We start from the raw sequence: 18,418 nt of genomic DNA, 5'->3' as shown, positions 1-18,418 counted from the left end.
TTCCTTTAATACTACCTCTGGCATCAGCATCGACAAAGAAAGCCACCTATATCTAAATATGGCAGCGCCATAATCATAATTTGGAACGCATAATGAATAAAGTTTTGCAATTAAAAAATAAATTAACTCAACTGGCAACTTTAGACGCCACATTTCAGGTATTTGGTTCAGAATCACACCAATATCAACTTAATCCTTGTTTAAGTGAAACAGATATTCAAATATTTGAAACAAAATACAAAATTACGCTACCCAGTGATTATCGCAACTTTGTATTAGAAATTGGTAATGGTGGTGCCGGCCCAGGATACGGTTTATACAGAATGCCTGGAATTACATATGAAAACACAATTTTGGTAACACCGTACCCACAAAATTGTAAAATTCTCTCCCAACCATTTCCTTTTGCAGAGGCCTGGAATAATTTAGATTTAATAGTTAAAGATGATGCAGATATTTCTGTTAACAATGATGCCTATTTTAATGAGCAGTTTATTCAAGGTAGTATAGCGATCGCTCATTATGGTTGTGGGATTTATGCAATATTAATTATCACCGGAGAGCAGCAGGGAAATATCTGGATCGATGATCGTACTAATGACAATGGTATATATCCCGCTTCCTTAAACTTCTGTCATTATTTCCATAATGCCGATCCCGATGAGTATCATCCAATTAGTGATGATAAAAAAGCCTTGAGTTTTTATAATTGGTATGAAGATTGGCTCAATAGAAGTTTAGAGCAAATTCGTTGAAATGGGGAGTAGGGAACACGCGGGGACGCTGAGAAACTTTCATTTACATTCCCCTCGTCCGCATGTCCCCGCAAGGACGGAGGCATACTATGAGAAGAATCTCCACAACCAGTGCTTGGTTTTTCTCGAATATTAATTGAAGCAGGAGAGTTAATAGAACTTCATACAGTATAAAAGTTATAATACGAGCCTAGATCTAGGAAAAAGTTTGAATAAATGGCAAAATTAACATTTTATTTGCAGATTTAAAATGCACGTTATTACTCGTAAACGGTTGAATGAATTTGCTAAAATTCATCCAGATACGAAAAATGCTCTAGCTCAGTGGTATCAATTGGTAAAAAGAAATGAGTTTGCCTCATTTGTTGAACTGCGAGAAATTTTTCCATCAGCAGATCAGGTTGGTAAATTGACTGTATTTAACATTGGTGGAAACAAAATTAGACTTATTGCTGCAATTCATTACAACCGCCAAAAGGTTTACATTCGATCTGTGTTAACGCATTCAGAATACGATGAAAGAAAGTGGAAGGAATAATGCAAAGTTTTAACCTTCACAAAGCTATCGTTGCTTGGTCATCCATTGCTGAAAATGTTTTTGTTCCTCATACTGAGGAGGAATATGAGCGATTGGTTGAGATGCTAGATTATCTCATTGATCAGGTTGGTGAAGATGAGAGTCATCCGCTTGCTTCTCTGATGGAAGTTATTGGTGTTTTAATTGAAAAATACGAGGATGAATACGTTCCTCATTTAGAGGATATTGCTTGAAACCAAGCTTTTTCCTGCAATTTACGATTTTTCTAAAATTGCTACTAGCTTAACTCCATATTCTGCTTCAAATATGCCTTTTTTATAATCTAAACTCCAAAGTTCTAAAGCACAATCATCATCAGGTTGAGATGGATAAATTAGCAGATTAAACTGCTGAAATTGTTGATAATAATCACACTGCACTCTTGCGATCGCACCAATTTGTCTACGGTCAAGTGCAACCGCTAATCTTAAAATTGCACTCAATTGACTAACAACTTGTCGGTGCTTTTTACTCAACAAGTTTTTATAATTTTCGTGCTTTTTCTTGGGCGGAGATTTGCGGTGATATCGCGCTAAATTGGCAATCACTTCTATTTCGGTTTCGGTATAACCAAGTAATTCCCCATTGCGAATTAAATAGTAAGAGTGCTTATGGTGAGCTGAATGATTGATGTAGTGCCCGCAATTGTGTAATATGGCAGCTGCCCATAACATCTGTCGTTCGTCTGCTCCCCAATGGTGTAATGTACCTTGAGTTTGATCAAATAAACTCAGAGCAAATACTGCCACGCGATCGCTATACTCTAAGTTAATGTGGTACTTATTTGCCTGTTTCAGCACACTCCGTTGGCGAATCGAACTCTGGTACCGCAGCCGATCTTCTATTAAACCGTGGGTAAGCATCCAGTCAACAATTACACCTTCGCGCAGAGAGCGTTCACATAAAGTGACCGAATCTACACCTAAAAGAATCATTGTTTCCTGTAATATTACTGCTCCTGCTAGTATAACTTCAGACCGCTTCTCAGGCATCCCCGGTATCGCAGCCCTTTCAGAGTTATTCAGTTTTCGTAAACGATTCACCCACTCTCGCAAGTCTTTAAGACTAAATTGGTAGCCATTGAGAGTTGAAGGAACAGCACCAGATTTTTCCCGCGCATGAATTAACGCGAGTGTTTCGATAGTGCCTGATGTTCCCACCAACCGAGGAGATTCACCAAACTCAATATTTGCTAGCACCTCGTCTACAGAACGTTCCAACATTCCACGTGCATAGGCTTGTAAGTATTGAAACTCGGAATTGCTAATGGGGTCAGTGTTAATTAACTCACCAGTAAGTCGCACTGCACCAACTTTAGTACTAGTAAGACTACGTGGTTGATGACTGTCCCCCAAAATAATTTCTGTAGAACCACCACCAATATCAACAATCAGGTGAGGCTGGTTGTGAAATTCCATCCCCGACAGTACGCCTAGATAGATACGTCGCGCTTCTTCTTGACCAGAAATCAGGTCAACGCATAAACCTAACTCAGATTCTACTTTTTGTAAAAAATCTTTACCATTAGGTGCTTCTCGCACAGCACTAGTTGCCACAGCAACAATTGTTTCAGCATCAAGAGTTTTGGCAACTTCTTGAAAGCGTCTTAGAGCAGCGATCGCCCTTTCAATTATCTCGGGTTTCAGCTCTCCAGTAGTCAGATTGCGATCGCCCAACCTAACAGTTTCTTTCTCTCTGGCGATCATACTAAAAGCTGGCAAAGCAGGGTCAATTTTCACCACCACCATATGTAGTGAATTTGTCCCTAAGTCAATGGCAGCAATAATCCGGTGTTGCTTAACTGGTTGAACTGTCATAGTCTCCCAGTCAGCCGAAGAAACCAAATTCAGCATTTAGATTCTCTCTCTATTCAGGAATGATATTCAAAGGGAACGCTTAACACTTAACACTTAACCTATGTTTAAAAACGGTAAAAATACTCACCCTACCTTTGATCAATCAAGTGGCTATTGAGATTTAGCCTGAGTTGCCACTTTTAGTGAAATAGCAAATAAAGATATTCTATAGATGGGAATGGGGAATAGGGAATAGGGAATTGTCATTTGTCATGACGCGACGCTCCTGTGTCGCTCTAAGCGAAGCTATGCCGCAGGCTTTACGCTGACGCTCGTACCTCGCTACCGCTTCGCTATCGCGGACTCGCTACCGCTACGCTAACGTCATTTGTTATTGATTATTCTCCGCGTCCCCGCGTCCCCGCGTCCCTGCGTCCCCGCGTCCCCGCGTCAACCAAAACGCGAAATCTAAAAAACCTACCCATAAGAGACTCCCCAACCCCATGCTAGGAACGCCAGAACAAAATCAACAACCCATGTGGCTTATCATTATTCGCCTTCTGAGGTGGCATAAACCGGAAGGACGCTTAATTTTGATGATTCCTGCCCTTTGGGCTGTATTTCTAGCCGCTTCTGGCAAACCACCTTTACCTTTGGTGGGTGTGATTATGTTAGGTACTCTGGCTACAAGTGCCGCTGGCTGTGTTGTCAATGATTTATGGGACAGAGATATTGATCCAGAAGTGGAGAGAACACGCGATCGCCCCTTGGCATCTCGCGCTCTTTCTGTAAAAGTTGGTATTGTTGTGGCGATTATAGCGATGATATGTGCAGCTGTTCTCGCCTTTTATCTCAATCCTCTGAGTTTTTGGTTATCTGTGGCAGCTGTGCCTGTGATTCTACTTTATCCGGGTGCGAAGCGAGTCTTTCCTGTTCCACAATTGGTGCTGTCGATTGCTTGGGGTTTTGGTGTATTGATTAGCTGGAGTGCTGTCACTCAAACCCTCTCTCAAGCAACGTGGCTTTTGTGGGGTGCAACTGTACTGTGGACATTAGGATTTGATACAGTTTATGCCATGAGCGATCGCGAAGATGATCGGCGCATTGGTGTTAATTCTAGCGCCCTCTTTTTTAGCAACTATGCCCCCATAGCCATTGGTATTTTCTTCGCTGGCACAATCTCGTTATTAGCTTGGCTAGGGGTTTTAATCCACCTTCACTTGACTTTTTGGATTACCCTAGCAATTGCTGCTGCTGGTTGGATTTGGCAGTGTCTGCGACTTAGCCAGCCCAATTTACCCAACCCTGCTTATGGTGAGATGTTCAAGCAAAATGTGTGGATTGGTTTTATTTTACTTGCTGGTATGATTACTGGGTCTTTGTAGCCAACTCTGTTGCTTTTGTCTTGGGTTAATTTGAGCAGAGGGAACCTCTGCAACGCACTGGCTTACTTTGCACCCCTCTGCGTTTAAAAAACACTAGCCCGGAACTCTGTGTTTCGAGCTAGCAATGATTTTAAATTAACCTAAATCACTTGTGACCGTTACCATTACCACCATTGCCATTGGTTTGCAAAACACGTTCAGCAAGTTTCTCCGGCACTTCTTGGAGATGGTCATATTCCCAGTGGAAAGAACCAACACCGAGAGTCAGCGATCGCAACTCGACAATAAAGTTTTGCATCTCTGCTTGCGGCAAGTATGCAGAAACATTATCCCAGCCTGACCAATCATTTTTACCCTCGTAGCCTAAAATCTGTCCACGTCTGCCACTGAGCAATTGCAGCACCTTAGAAGTAAATTCGCTAGGTGTGATTACTTGCACGCGCAAAATCGGTTCCAACAGGGTAGGTTGAGCTTGGGATATCCCCGTTTGCATCGCCAACCGGGCAGCTTGCTTGAAGGCTTGCTCAGAACTATCAACAGTATGGTAAGAACCATTGGTGAGAGTTACCGCCACATCCACCATTGGGAAACCCAAAGGCCCATGTGCCAAAAATTCCCGCACACCCATTTCTACCCCAGGAATATATTGTTTGGGAACGACACCTCCAACAATCGTTTCTCTAAAGTTAAAACCTTCACCGCGTGGTAAGGGCTTAATATCGAGGAAAACATCGCCAAATTGCCCGTGACCACCACTTTGGTGCTTATAGCGCCCATGAACTGAAGCCACGGGTTTGCGGATAGTTTCTTTGTATGGCACCTGCGGTAGATGAGTTGTCATCGGCAGGTTATACTTGCGGCGCAGTCTGTCGAGGGCGACTTGCAAATGAATCTCGCCTTGACCCCAAAGAATCACTTCATGAGTATCACCGTGTTGTTCCCAAGCCAGAGAAGGATCTTCTTCCAATAGCTTAGTAATCGCACTGCTAAGCTTGACTTCATCGTTACGTTTTTCTGGTGTAATGGCAAGGGCATACACTGGTTCGAGTTGTTCAGCTTTGGGTAATTCTATAGCTTGCTGATCTGTAGAGATAATATCCCCTGTTTTGATACCCTCTAATCGGCTCAAAGCGACAATTTCACCTGCACCAACCTCATTCACCGACTGCTGTTGTTGTCCCATCAGGCGATAAATCCCACCAGCACGAACACCATTGAAGACAATGCCGTCAGTTAATTTACCCCGCCAAACGCGTACCAAGGAAAGTTTGCCACCTTGGGGAGTGTAGTAAGTTTTCAGTACCTGCGCTAAAGGAGTATTACCTTTGGTATTTTTTAAACGATGTTCTGCTGTGGTTTCTGGTTCGGGTGCTTCTCTCAATAGCGCCTCGATTAATGGTCGGACACCATAATCTTGTTCTGCTACCCCAAAGAAGACGGGTACTACTAGATCTGCTCCTAATTCTAGTTTTAAGTCTTTAAGGATTTCTTCTTGAGGCGGTTCGATGTCTTCTAAAAGTTCTTCGAGTAAATGGTCGTCAAAATTTGCTAGGGCTTCGAGCATCTCTGCTCGTGCTGTGTGTTCTTCTTGTTTTAAATGTTCAGGAAAAGGAATAGGATCAGCGGGTGCGCCTGGATGATATTGGTATGCCTGTTCGCTGACCATATCGATAAAGCCAGTGAGCTGTTCCCCTTGCATGATGGGATATTGGTGCGCTACCAAGGGGCGGCTGGATACAGCTTTCAGGGCGTGCAACGTTTCTAGAACATGGATATTTGCCCGATCCATTTTATTCACAAAGACGAGGTGGGGAATTTCCCAATCGTCCAGGAATTTAAATAGGGGGGCAAGGGTGAGGACGCGATCGCGTATGGGTTCGCAAACTACAATTGCCGCATCGACTCCCATCAAAGCATTGTAAGTTTCTTGGGCAAATTCTACCGAACCTGGACAGTCAAGGAATGTGAAGCGCGTATCGTTATACTCTGTGCTAGCGGCACTAACTTCAACACTCATGTGGCGATCGCGCGACTCATTCGCACTATCTCCCACTGTATTACCATCCTTAACACTGCCTTTGCGGGAAATTGCCCCTGTCACAAATAACAAGCTTTCTAGGAGCGTGGTTTTTCCACTTAAATAAGGCCCAACAATTGCAACATTCCGCGAACCCGATTTTACTTTTTCGTTCATAAAACCTCCCTTGCGGTAAGTTTTTCTTACTCGCGCTATCCTGTTTGTTGCAGGGATAAAATTAATAATGTTCTGGAGGATGAATTATCCCTTCTTTAACTTGTTATTATCCTCCCTTTAATCACAAGCAAAAAAAATTGTAGTCTGTTGTAAGATTTAGCTAAAGAAAAGTTAAGCATCGCAAATTTTAATACCAAAGTTACAAGTTTTGTAAACAACTGCGTTTTCCTCAAAAAGTTTGTAAAGAAAACGTAACTTTAACTGTGAAAGTCAACAAATCAATGGCATCATCGTTCACAAAATATCGCATAGCAGGGATCGCCAGTTTGCTATTAATAACTAGCAGCACTCTCGCCCTTACTCTCCCCTCCGTTGCAGTTTCCTTGCTAGCCCAATCGAGTGCAAAAACCGCTGTAGACTGGTTAAATCAGGGCTTACAAGCCATTCAAGCAGGCAAGATCCAAGATGCGATCGCGGCCTTCAAACAAGCAATCAAGTTAGATCCAAAATTGGCAGCAGCCCATTACAACTTGGGGTTAGCACTGCGACAAGTGGGACAATTACAACCATCGGCAGATGCATTTTATCAAGCGACGCAAGCCGATCCCCAATTTGCTCCAGCCTTTGCTAATTTAGGCGGAGCCTTGTTAGAAGGAAATAATTTACAACAGGCGAATGACTATTTACAACGAGCCTTAGAACTTGATCCTAAATTAGGTTTTGCTCACTATAACTTAGGTTTAGTTCGAGAACAGCAAAAAGATTGTGAGCGGGCGATCGCTTCCTTTAGAAAAGCGATGGAATATAGTAAAAATGCCCCAGAGCCTGCTTATCATATCGGCATATGTTATCTGCAACAAAGCCAAATTGATAAAGCTAAAGCTGCTTTTCGTCAGGCGATTAAAATCAATCCTAAATATTCAGAAGCTCATTATAACCTGGGGACGATTTGGTTTAATCAAGGCAAACTACAAGAAGCATTAGAAGCCTTTAGAAAATCGGCTGAGGCTAACTCTAACTATCCCAACGCTTATTATGGAGCCGGATTAGTTTTTATCCAATTACGCCAATATGAAAATGCAGTACAAGTATTGCAATATGCCAGAGATTTATATAACACTCAAGGCATTTCTCAGTGGGCAACAAATGCTAACCAATTGTTGCAACAAGCACAAAAATTAAAACAACAATAGTCAACAATAAACTGTTTTCAAAACAGAGTAAATTGTTAAAGCAAGCCTTTCTACGTATGTATTAATTACTAATTACGCGCTTCGTAGCGTTAGCGCAGCGTAAAGCCTACGGCATAGCTTCGCTTAGAGCGAGGTACGAGCGTCCAAAGGAGCGTCATTACGAATTACGAATTACGAATTACGAATTATAAATGCTGAGGCGCGATCGCTTAATATTGCGTAACATAAGATTATGGGTAGAATTGGCCGGTGTGGTGTGAACTAGTCCCAATTGCAATGGAAATCCACATGAAAAAGCGCCTCAAGAGCCGATTTTTATTTTGCGATCGCTGGCTTGATCGGCATTCAATTGTTCGCAATATGGAAGCTTTTCAAGATCTAATTGTGATCGTCTTATGTTTAGGGTTATTTGCAGTGATGCTGCTACAGTTATGGGGAATATTTATTGCCCTCACACAACCCCTAGACTATAAACAAGTGACAGCAAAAATACTATTTGTATTGATTTTGGTAGAGCTATTTCGCTTACTCATGGTATATTTGCAAGAGCATAGCATTGCCGTCGGAGTAGCAGTTGAAGTCACAATCGTATCTGTATTGCGAGAAGTCGTTGTCCACGGCGCGTTAGAAATTTCTGGATTGCAGACAGCAGCAATTTGTGGTTTATTGTTTATTCTCGGCTCACTACTAATCGTGTGTGCCAAAACGCCACACATGGATTGCATTAGTGCCAATACCAAGTTTTGTCCTGTTGTGTATAAAGAAAGCAGAGAACTGCAAAAGGAATTGGAATTCCAGTATTCACATCGCTATGATGAAAATCAACCCATCTCTTAAAATTAGTGAACAGTGAACAGTCAGCAAAAACGTAGCTTACTAATAACTGATGCTTCTCCTGTCAAAGACGCTATGCGTAGCTTGCTTAAGCGTAGTAGACTGTTTCAGCTATTCTAGTGCATTAGATTTAATAGGCGTAGGTTGGGTTTCGTCCCTCAACCCAACCTATAAAATTTATTGCATTTTTTCAGCTAAAACAGTCCAGTAGGGGTAGGTTCAGCACAAGTAACTGATCAAGGTTCTTTCGACGTATTGAACTATACTCTTTTGGGAAGATGAATCACTCTTGAAAGGTGAGTAAAAGTTAAGTAGAAATCCTAAAAGAGGTTCAATACTATGGCTAAAAATACTGGTAACGGACAGTCTCAACAACCTATTAGCAACCTGGAATACGACTTTATCACCGTGTTGCACAACAAAGCCGAAGCAGTAAAAGCTTACGATACCTACATCAAAGATGCTAAGCAAGCCGGTTCACAGCCTTGTGTCGAGTTGTTTGAAAAATTGCGACAATCGGATATGGAACAAGCAAAAGAGATTCGGCATCATCTCCAAGAAGTAATGGAGCATGGTAAGATGTAGTCTGCCTGGGGACTGGGAAATTTGTGATTATGAGCATAGAGATGGGTAATGCGATCGCTCCTTATTCGCAACCCCAAGAAAAAATCAGGGGCGATCGTCCTTAATCACATAAAATCGCTACAAACTACCCATTCCCCATTCCCCGCAGGCTGAGCGAAGTCGAAGCTATTCCCTAACGAATTGAAAAGCGTTGTCTAATGTAAATTGCAACACCATTCAAAACTAAAATCAAGGCTAACAGCGCTATAATCGTTGCTGCTGCTGCATTGCCAAAACCCGCTTCAGGACGCGTAATGTAACTGTAAATTTGAATAGGTAACGCCATAAATCTCTGGAATAAACCAGGATCAAACGTCAGAAAACCCACAGCGCCTACAACTATTAAAGATGCAGCATCACCAATAGCACGGGATACAGAGATAATCACCCCTGTCAAAATACCAGGAATAGCATAGGGAATAACATGATGACTGATAGTTCCCCACTTAGTTACACCTAGTCCATAAGAAGCATTTCTTAAAGAATCTGGAACAGCACGAATAGCCTCTCTAGCTGTCACAATAATTACTGGTAAAGACAACAAAGATAAAGTCAATGCCCCAGAAATCAAAGCAGGGCCAAATCCCAGTAAATAATTGAAAACTCCTAACCCCAGCAGTCCATAAACGATAGAAGGTACCCCAGCCAGATTAGTGATATTAATTTCAATAATTGTTGTCCACCAAGTTTTAGGTGCATACTCTTCTAAATATAAAGCTGCTCCTACACCAATTGGCACAGTCACCAAAATTACAACAATCCCTAAAAGAACACTGCTAACAATAGCAGGACGAATACCACCTTGATCAGGGAAACGAGAAGGGTTTTCTGTGAGAAATCCAGGTGTAAAAAATCTGATTAATCCATCTCGAAAAATATCAAAAAGTAGCAATGCTAGAACAAATAAACCAATCAGTAAGCCTAACAGAAAAAGTATTTCAAATATTTTTCCTATAGTCTCTCTTTTTTCAACATTATCAGTAAATTCTGTTGCCGAATCAATATAATTGTTTGGTTGATACATTATATTTATGCCTCTTAGTCATACTTTTCTTTAAAACGATTGGCAACCCAATAGCTAATAATATTCAAAGCTAGGGTAATTAAAAACAAAACAGCACCTACAGCATATAAAGTCTTAAAATTTAGGCTACCACGCGGACTATCACCACCAGAAATTTGTGCCATGTAGGCTGTCATTGTTTCTATTGATTCTGCAAAGTTAATGGTTAGTTTTGGCTGTTGTCCAGCAGCAATGAGGACAGTCATCGTTTCACCCACAGCTCTCGAAATACCCAAAATAATCGAGGCTATAATTCCAGAAAGCGCAGCTGGAAGGACTATTTTAAAAATGCCTTCTAGCTTAGTAATTCCTAAAGCGTCAGATCCTTCTCGTAAAGAACGCGGCACTGCTTGAATAGCATCTAAGCTAATAGAACCAACAGTAGGAGTAATCATTACTCCCATCATTAACCCCGCACTTAAGGCGTTGAATATTTCCACAGGAATAATATTTCGTAGCAATGGCGTGACAAACAACAGCGCAAAGTAACCATATACTACTGTTGGTATTCCTGCCAAAAGTTCTACTGCTGGACGTAAAATGGCTGCTACTTTAGGTTGAGCATATTCACTCAAATATATGGCAGAAGATAAACCTAAAGGAATAGCAACCGCCATAGCGATCGCTGTAGTTAAAAAAGTACCACTCATTAAGGGCCAAATCCCAAAATGCCTATCTGCAAATAGAGGTGTCCATTTTGTATCTAAAAAGAATTCAGCAAACGAAACTTCTTGGAAAAAACTAAATGTTTCTTGAAAGATAATTATGACAATCCCAAAGGTAGTCAAAACAGAAACTAAAGCACAGGCAAATAAAATCACTGCAACAATCTTTTCTAAAATATCTTCAGATACATTTTTATCCAGTGACTCTCTGGATGTTTGGTAAAAATCGTCTTGAGGATTTGTACTTTGCATAAACTGTTAAATTTAAACTCCCATAATTCAGATTTCGTTTAAATAAAGTTTGTGATTGGTTGACCTGGTTTTGCTTTTTTGAATTTTGTACCAGTTTCACCAGTAGCTAGCTTTCGTTTCACTTTAACGTAAGCTTCATCAGGTAACGCTACATAACCAACACTATCAACCCACTTCCAAGAATTTTCTAAATAAAACTCCACAAATTCTTTAACAGATGGCTTGCTATCTAATGACTTTTTACTAACATAAATAAACAATGGACGAGACAAAGGTGTGTAGATATTTTTGACGACATTATCTATGGGAACTGGTTTTTCACACTTTCCTGAAGGGCTTTCTACGGCAACTAAATTGAGTTTTTCTTGGTTTTGAATATAGTAAGATATCCCGACATAACCTAATGCTGAAGCATCACCTGACACCCCTTGTACTAAAAGATTTTGATTATGGCTTGGAGTGTAATCTGTACGACCATTCTTCGCTTTGCCAGTCACAGCTTGAGTCATATAATCAAATGTTCCAGTGTCAGAAGCTGGAGCATATAACTTCAGTTTTTGGTTAGGAAATTTAGGGTTAACTTGATTCCAAGTTAAAATTTTACCATCTGATTTAGCGCTCCAGATTTTGTCTAACTCCTTAATAGTTAAACATTTAGCAAAATTATTTTGACGGTTAGCAATTACAGCAATACCATCTAAAGCAATAGGCAACTCCACAAATTCTATATTTTTACCTTTACATTTTTTGATTTCTTCATCCTTAATAGTACGAGAAGCGCCAACAATATCAATATCGCCAGCACAAAATTTACTAATTCCACCACCAGTGCCACTTGAAGCAACGCTAACTTTAGCATCGGGCTTAACCTTTCCGTATTGTTCTGCAACTGCTAAAGAAATAGGAAAACCCACAGCTGCACCATCAATACTCACCTGACTTTTTAATTCTTCACTGCTGTTACAACTAGTCACACCGTAGGCAGTAAACATTAAAGCTACTAGTAATAATTTGTCCTTCAATGAGCTAATAAAGTTCATACTTTGTAAGTGAAATTAGGTTCGTAGAAAAGTTTTGGACGAATAAAATTCGCTGCTACACAAGCGAAGTCCACCTTCGTGAGCTAATGGAAAATTAAGGTCTTGAAACCCACGGAGGTGGGTTTTGTCTGTGTAGCCAAGCCAGTGCGTTGGGCGGCTTTGCCGACTTGAAGCAACTGGCGCGCGATTTCTAATCGCTACAAGCTATATTTATATTCATGCTTTCTTAGCAGCTTGAATCTTATCAAAAATTGCCCCATCCTCAAAAAACTTTTTCTGTATACTATCCCAACCACCTAAATCTTGAGATGTAAATAAAGTTTGAATTTGAGGATATTGAGACGTTACTTCTTGAGTAACAGTAGGATTAACAGGACGATATTGTAATTTAGCGAATTCCCGTTGGGCTTCTGCTGAGTAAAGGAACTCAACAAATGCTTCTGCAACTTGTCTTGTGTTGTGCTGATCAACATTTTTATCAACGATCGCCACAGGAGTATCAATCGAAATATTCACTTGTGGTACAATGTAAGGCAGTTTTGGCCCAGTTTTCTTTGCCAAAATCACCTCATTTTCGTAGTTAATTAATACATCTCCCTGATTTTTTTGAAAAAATAAATCGCTAGCTTCACGAGCATCTTTTGTCAGTACAGGAGTATTTTTATAAACTTTGGTAACATAATCTAATGCTGTTGCCTCATCTTTTCCTGTTTGAGTGACTGAACCCCACAAAGCCAAGAATTCCCAGATAGCAATCCCAGAGGTTTTTGGGTTAGCAGCTATTAATTTCACACCATCTTTTGCTAAGTCTTGCCAAGTCTTAATATTCTTGGGGTTGCCTTCACGAGTCACGATCGCAGCAACAGATCTACTAACAATACCATTTCGAGGTGATTTAATTTCCCAACCTGATTTAATCAAACCTGCTTGCTGAATTTTATTGACATCTAAAGGCAGTGCCAGATGTACTATATCTGCTTCTTGTGTACCAGCAATCACAGCAGCTGTTTGAGCGCCAGAACCCCCATAACTCTGCTCAAAAGTGACGTTTTGTTTATGTTCTTGCTGCCACTTTTCTATAAACTTGGGAATTATTTGGTCATGAGCAGCTTTTGTCACTGAGAAAGAAACAAGCTTCAGTTTAACGTCAGTTTTAGTAGCTAAAATACTTTCAGAGCAGGCAGCGATCGCTACACTTAAAATAGTGCCTACTAACAATAGACTCACAAAACTTTGTACACGGCGTCTCTTCAACCAATTTATAGTTATACCTTGGCACAAAAGTTGTATCGTCTGTAACAATTTCACAATAGAAGCTAGCATTTCTCTAACTAAGTAATTTTTTAACCGCGTTGTATATTGAGACTCGCTATTTAGAGTTCATCATTGAAAATACGATACATTGGTCGGAATACAGTAAATTATAAGTATTGTAAAGCTTTTAGAACAATAGTTATCATTTAGCTTCATTTTTTTTTACTAAGTAAGCAATTGACCATAAATACTTAAAAATAGCCAAGCTACTACCAGGCACTATGCAAAGTCTGAAAAGCCATCCCGAACTACGTTTAAGAGCTTATTAACCCACCACGATTCTCATAATTAGCATATTTTTGACTTGATACCCAAACCATAACTGCTTGATAAAATTTGGTATTGTGAGTTTATTCCAGTAGCCTCTTGCATTACCTCTTTGCTTGTGTAGCCGCGAATTCTAACGCTTCTCAAACAACTTCTTAGACTATTGTCAGAGGAATAGTTGCTTTTTCAGAATTAATATGTGATACTGATCTACCAATAATATACTGTAAAACAATCAAGTTAGTGGAGATTATAACAACAAATGTAACTTTTTGGATTAAAAAATTATTTATTTCAATATTTTGAGGTAGATAAAGCAATAATCTTAAATTTAAGATTTGCCAATTTAAAAATATAAAAATAGCCAAAGATTAAACATTATTAACTAAAAAATAATGTATTAATATAAGTTGCTATATATTATTCTGCTTGCTTCTAATTCCCTAGTTAAATTGGTCAATTCAAGACATAAATAACAAGAGCAACTTTAGCCATAACTGACTATTATGTATCTCTTGCTAATAGTGCTTGAATGGAAAATCTAACTAATGGCTTGTCATCAATATATAGGGGTAATACAGGGTATGCGCGCGAACAATACAGTTCAAAATAGACAAGATACAGCTATTTTTCACGCTCAAGGCGTCAGAGTTTATTATGGTGGCTTTATGGCGCTGACGGAAGTAAACATGGAACTTCCTGAAAAGAAAATCGTAGCTTTTATTGGCCCTTCAGGATGCGGTAAAAGCACCTTATTGCGCTGCTTCAATCGCATGAATGATTTAATCCCAGGAGCCAAAGTTGCAGGACAGCTAAATTATCGGGGTAGAAACATCTACGACAGCAGAACAAATCCGGTAAAGCTACGGCGTCAAGTGGGGATGGTATTTCAAAGACCAAACCCTTTTCCCAAATCGATATACGAAAACATTGCTTTTGGGCCACGCGCCAACGGTTATAAAGGCAACATAGACGAACTAGTAGAAGAGTCGCTCAGACGGGCAGCTATTTGGGATGAAGTCAAAGATAAACTGAAATCAAAAGGCACAGATTTATCAGGAGGACAGCAACAACGTCTGTGTATTGCCAGAGCGATCGCCATGAAACCAGATGTATTATTAATGGATGAACCCTGTTCTGCCCTAGATCCGATTTCCACCAGAGAAATTGAAGAATTGTGTACAGAACTCAAAGAACAGTACACGATCATCATGGTGACTCACAACATGCAACAAGCCACACGCATATCAGATTTAACCGCATTCTTCAACACAGAAACTGACGAAAGTGGCAAACGGCGAGGGAAATTAGTCGAAGTCGGTTCCACCACACAAATGTTTAACTCCCCCACCTCAGAAGAGACAGCAGACTACATCAGCGGACGGTTTGGTTAATTTTAGGGATGTGGTTCGACTTCGCTCACCAACCAGGGGATGAGGGAGATGAGGGAGATGAGGGAGATAATTTCTCCGCGTCCCCGCGTCCCCACGTCCCCATTCCCCATTCCCCATTCCCCAAAGACATTAAGAAACATTTCGCCAAGCCAGCATCTTTAAAAATCGCCTCCGAAACAGAGCGGTGGCGTTTAGTACAGCCTCTACAATAGCTAAACGCGATCGCAAATTCTTGGTTAATCCTAGAGTGCTTTGATTTTGAGTTAAAAAAAATCGTATGATCTGGCTGATTTCCCCATCAAACAATGGGCTGTATGTAGTTGCATTACATACATACTACAGAACGACTTAGGCAACGCTGCTTTTGCCCATGGCATGAGCAAAGCGCGAAGTAAAGCCCAACTCTTCGCGCCTTTTGAGGCCAGGACTTATGCCGCTCTGTGTTGGGGCGTACTCATCGATGCGCCCAAACTCTCACATTTAGATATTAATTTTTGACATTGAGGTTGACCAATGAGGTATCGCGCTCTAATTGTTGCATTCTTGGCTTTGTGCCTGGGGCTAATAACTGCATGTAGTGATGGTTCTTCTACTAGCACTAGGGAGATACTCACTTACGAACAAATTCGGGGCACTGGCTTGGCTAACAAATGCCCTCAACTAACAGAAACAAGCCGTGGCTCGATTCCCATCGATTCTAGCCAGTCCTACGCCATTAAAGAGCTTTGTTTGGAGCCAACCAGTTTCTTTGTAAAAGAAGAACCAGCCAATAAACGACAAGAAGCAGAATTTGTTGCTGGCAAATTGCTGACTAGATACACTTCCACCATTGACCAAGTGCAAGGTGATCTGAAAATTAATTCAGATAAAAGCCTCACCTTTGTGGAAACAGATGGTCTTGACTTCCAAGCCATTACAGTACAACTTCCTGGTGGTGAGCGAGTTCCTTTCCTCTTCACCATCAAAAACTTGGTTGCTCAAACACAACCCGATTTGACCAGCATTAACACCTCCACCGATTTTGAAGGTAAATTTAAAGTTCCTTCCTATCGTGGTGCTGCCTTCCTAGATCCTAAAGGTCGTGGTGTAGTCAGTGGTTATGATAATGCTGTGGCTCTTCCTGCCCAAGCAGATGATGAAGAACTGACTCGTACCAACGTTAAACGTGCTGAAAATCTCGATGGTCAGATTTCTCTACAGATAGCTAAAATAGACAGCTCTAGTGGTGAAATTGCTGGTACTTTCGAGAGCGAACAGCCATCTGATACCGACTTAGGTGCTGGCGAACCTAAAGAAGTTAAGATTCGTGGTATATTCTATGCCCGTGTTGAACCAACTCGTGGCTAAACTCTTTTGAGTGCTGAGTAAAGAAGTGCTGAGTTAAAAGGCTCGCATTGTAGCAAGTGACGTCAGGGCTTTTACCAAGTGCATAAGTACTGAGTAAGTTTTAATTTACTATCAACCGAGGGACTTAGGACTCAGTACTGAGTTTTGTAAAAAATTATTACTTAAAACTCGTTACTCATTGCTCAATACATAAACACTAATTTAAACAAAGGGCATTTAGCCCTTTTTTTATTAGCTTGCGTGAATATACATAGTGATTTCTATTGGCATTTACTAATTTTTCAAAACTAAATTACAACTAAGCTAAAAAACATCTAAATTACATAATCAAATTAAATAAAACTCTTGTGGGGTGGGCATCTTGCCCGCCCTAATTATGCAAGTTATATGTGGAACAGCTTATTAAAAACTCTCCGTAATTTTACTGTTAATAAGAATTTGGCTTATTCAAACCTTATTTTTATTATTCAATATGATACTTAATTAATTAAATTAGGTACAATCTCGGTTTGAGAATTAGTAACTAATTTAATATTTTATTTCTATGTGATTCGTTAAAAGCTACAGGCCGTACTAATTCGTAATTCGTAATTTTAATGACGCTCGCGGACTCGCTACCGCTGCGCTAACGTAATTAATAAAATTAGGCTCAAATCTATAGCCTTGTTTTAAAGAATTGGTGTTATTCCTAAGCTTAATAATAAACGAAATAACAATTTCGCCTATTTAAATTTTGCTCGATTCCAACCTAACCTATAGCATTTTATTTGTAAAAAAATGTGATTTGCTATAGGAATTACTAGGACATATAGCGCGGTATTTTTCTTGAATACCGCGTAATCGCAGCTTGGTTTAAAAGCGAGTGCTTGAGCGTTGATTTATTCAATAAACACAGTGCTATGCCTACCGCAGTTACCAATGAACTAAAGCATGAAACTTGGCAGTTGTTGCGAGAATATCAGCAATATCGGTCAGAACTTATTCGCAACCAACTGGTGAAACTCAACTTTGGACTTGTGAGAAAAGAAGCTCATTATTGGATGAATCAATGTCAGGAAAACTACGAAGATTTACTCCAAGTCGGCTGTTTAGGTTTAATACGAGCCATTGAAAAATTTGAAATTTCTAGGGGACATGCCTTCAGTTCCTACGCTACTCCTTATATTCGAGGTGAAATTCAACATTACCTCCGAGATAAAGGCGTGACTGTGAGAATTCCTCGGCGGTGGTTAGCGCTACAACAGCAGGCGATAGGAGTTTCGCGTTCTTGGCGTGAAAAACATAATCGCCAACCTACTGACTCAGAATTAGCCGCAGCACTAGCAGTTTCTGCCAGCGAATGGCAAGAAATCAAATTAGCATGGATTAATCGCGCTCCCTTGAGTTTAGATGTGCCAGTGCATGATGGCGAGGAAGGCGCTACTTGTTTAGGAGAATTGGTTCCAGATCCTCACTACCGTAGCTTTCAACTGGCACAAGAAGACCAAATTCGCCTCCAACAAGCACTGGTTCAGCTAGAAAAACGCACCCGCGAAGTACTCGAATGTGTGTTTCTACACGATTTAACACAAAAACAAGTAGCAGAACACCTGGGAATTAGCGTTGTCACAGTTTCTCGTCAAGTCAAGAAGGGACTGGATTTGCTGAAAAATATCATGGGTGTTGCAGAAGATTAACGCCAGCGATCGCATCCGCAATTATGCTGAGCTATAAGTGTT

General features: G+C 40.5%; 17 protein-coding genes. 11 read left to right on the top strand and 6 right to left on the bottom strand.

What is annotated here, in order from left to right; all coding sequences use genetic code 11:
* Positions 1-92 precede the first annotated feature (92 nt).
* The 3 genes from AC5JMF_RS24980 (at position 93) to AC5JMF_RS24970 (ending at position 1,526) form a co-directional block, all read left to right on the top strand.
* Positions 93-755: an SMI1/KNR4 family protein gene (locus AC5JMF_RS24980; RefSeq protein ID WP_495798399.1), complete on the top strand. Its 663-nt coding sequence runs from the start codon at positions 93-95 to the stop codon at positions 753-755.
* A 250-nt stretch (positions 756-1,005) separates the two neighbouring features.
* Positions 1,006-1,293, top strand: a complete 288-nt coding sequence (locus AC5JMF_RS24975) for a type II toxin-antitoxin system HigB family toxin (RefSeq protein WP_495798398.1) — start codon at positions 1,006-1,008, stop codon at positions 1,291-1,293.
* On the top strand, positions 1,293-1,526 hold the full coding sequence (locus AC5JMF_RS24970; protein WP_495798397.1) for a hypothetical protein: 234 nt from the start codon (positions 1,293-1,295) through the stop codon (positions 1,524-1,526). Before AC5JMF_RS24975 ends, AC5JMF_RS24970 begins: the two co-directional genes overlap by 1 nt.
* 21 nt (positions 1,527-1,547) lie before the next feature.
* On the opposite strand, the gene AC5JMF_RS24965 is transcribed toward AC5JMF_RS24970, so the two are convergent.
* Entirely contained in the window at positions 1,548-3,185 is a 1,638-nt protein-coding gene (locus AC5JMF_RS24965) for a Ppx/GppA phosphatase family protein (protein ID WP_495798396.1), read from the bottom strand.
* Between the two features lie 446 nt (positions 3,186-3,631).
* On the opposite strand from AC5JMF_RS24965, the gene AC5JMF_RS24960 reads away from it, so the two are divergent.
* Positions 3,632-4,513: a 4-hydroxybenzoate solanesyltransferase gene (locus tag AC5JMF_RS24960; RefSeq protein ID WP_495798395.1), complete on the top strand. Its 882-nt coding sequence runs from the start codon at positions 3,632-3,634 to the stop codon at positions 4,511-4,513.
* A 145-nt stretch (positions 4,514-4,658) separates the two neighbouring features.
* On the opposite strand, the gene AC5JMF_RS24955 is transcribed toward AC5JMF_RS24960, so the two are convergent.
* Entirely contained in the window at positions 4,659-6,707 is a 2,049-nt protein-coding gene (locus AC5JMF_RS24955) for an elongation factor G (RefSeq protein ID WP_495798394.1), read from the bottom strand.
* A 281-nt stretch (positions 6,708-6,988) separates the two neighbouring features.
* Here AC5JMF_RS24955 and AC5JMF_RS24950 point away from each other — a divergent pair, with 281 nt between their 5' ends.
* The 3 genes from AC5JMF_RS24950 to AC5JMF_RS24940 all read left to right on the top strand — a co-directional run bounded on the left by AC5JMF_RS24950 (position 6,989) and on the right by AC5JMF_RS24940 (position 9,319).
* The gene (locus AC5JMF_RS24950) at positions 6,989-7,900 is read left to right on the top strand and encodes a tetratricopeptide repeat protein (RefSeq protein ID WP_495798393.1); all 912 of its coding nucleotides are present in this window, start codon (positions 6,989-6,991) and stop codon (positions 7,898-7,900) included.
* Positions 7,901-8,188: 288 nt separating this feature from the next.
* Positions 8,189-8,737, top strand: coding sequence for a phosphate-starvation-inducible PsiE family protein (locus AC5JMF_RS24945; protein ID WP_495798392.1), 549 nt, complete (start codon positions 8,189-8,191; stop codon positions 8,735-8,737).
* Positions 8,738-9,073: 336 nt separating this feature from the next.
* Positions 9,074-9,319: a hypothetical protein gene (locus AC5JMF_RS24940; RefSeq protein WP_495798391.1), complete on the top strand. Its 246-nt coding sequence runs from the start codon at positions 9,074-9,076 to the stop codon at positions 9,317-9,319.
* Positions 9,320-9,491: 172 nt separating this feature from the next.
* Here AC5JMF_RS24940 and pstA read toward each other — a convergent pair whose 3' ends face one another.
* The 4 genes from pstA to AC5JMF_RS24920 form a co-directional block, all read right to left on the bottom strand.
* Entirely contained in the window at positions 9,492-10,382 is an 891-nt protein-coding gene (gene pstA / locus AC5JMF_RS24935; protein WP_495798390.1) for a phosphate ABC transporter permease PstA, read from the bottom strand.
* Between the two features lie 14 nt (positions 10,383-10,396).
* Positions 10,397-11,338, bottom strand: coding sequence for a phosphate ABC transporter permease subunit PstC (pstC, locus tag AC5JMF_RS24930; RefSeq protein WP_495798389.1), 942 nt, complete (start codon positions 11,336-11,338; stop codon positions 10,397-10,399).
* Positions 11,339-11,376: 38 nt separating this feature from the next.
* The gene (locus AC5JMF_RS24925; RefSeq protein ID WP_495798388.1) at positions 11,377-12,378 is read right to left on the bottom strand and encodes a PstS family phosphate ABC transporter substrate-binding protein; all 1,002 of its coding nucleotides are present in this window, start codon (positions 12,376-12,378) and stop codon (positions 11,377-11,379) included.
* Positions 12,379-12,594: 216 nt separating this feature from the next.
* Positions 12,595-13,701, bottom strand: coding sequence for a sulfate ABC transporter substrate-binding protein (locus tag AC5JMF_RS24920; RefSeq protein WP_495798387.1), 1,107 nt, complete (start codon positions 13,699-13,701; stop codon positions 12,595-12,597).
* Positions 13,702-14,543: 842 nt separating this feature from the next.
* Between AC5JMF_RS24920 and pstB the strand changes: the two genes are divergently transcribed.
* The 4 genes from pstB to AC5JMF_RS24900 all read left to right on the top strand — a co-directional run bounded on the left by pstB (position 14,544) and on the right by AC5JMF_RS24900 (position 18,376).
* The gene (gene pstB, locus AC5JMF_RS24915; RefSeq protein WP_495798386.1) at positions 14,544-15,353 is read left to right on the top strand and encodes a phosphate ABC transporter ATP-binding protein PstB; all 810 of its coding nucleotides are present in this window, start codon (positions 14,544-14,546) and stop codon (positions 15,351-15,353) included.
* An 8-nt stretch (positions 15,354-15,361) separates the two neighbouring features.
* The gene (locus AC5JMF_RS24910) at positions 15,362-15,565 is read left to right on the top strand and encodes a hypothetical protein (RefSeq protein WP_495798385.1); all 204 of its coding nucleotides are present in this window, start codon (positions 15,362-15,364) and stop codon (positions 15,563-15,565) included.
* A gap of 301 nt (positions 15,566-15,866) precedes the next feature.
* Entirely contained in the window at positions 15,867-16,700 is an 834-nt protein-coding gene (locus tag AC5JMF_RS24905; RefSeq protein ID WP_495798384.1) for a photosystem II manganese-stabilizing polypeptide, read from the top strand.
* An 899-nt stretch (positions 16,701-17,599) separates the two neighbouring features.
* The gene (locus AC5JMF_RS24900) at positions 17,600-18,376 is read left to right on the top strand and encodes an RNA polymerase sigma factor SigF (protein WP_495798383.1); all 777 of its coding nucleotides are present in this window, start codon (positions 17,600-17,602) and stop codon (positions 18,374-18,376) included.
* The last annotated feature ends 42 nt before the right edge of the window (positions 18,377-18,418 follow it).

Source organism: Desmonostoc vinosum (assembly GCF_059505385.1).
The sequence above is the reverse complement of the archived record's forward strand: the minus strand, read 5'-3'. Positions and strand labels throughout refer to the sequence as shown.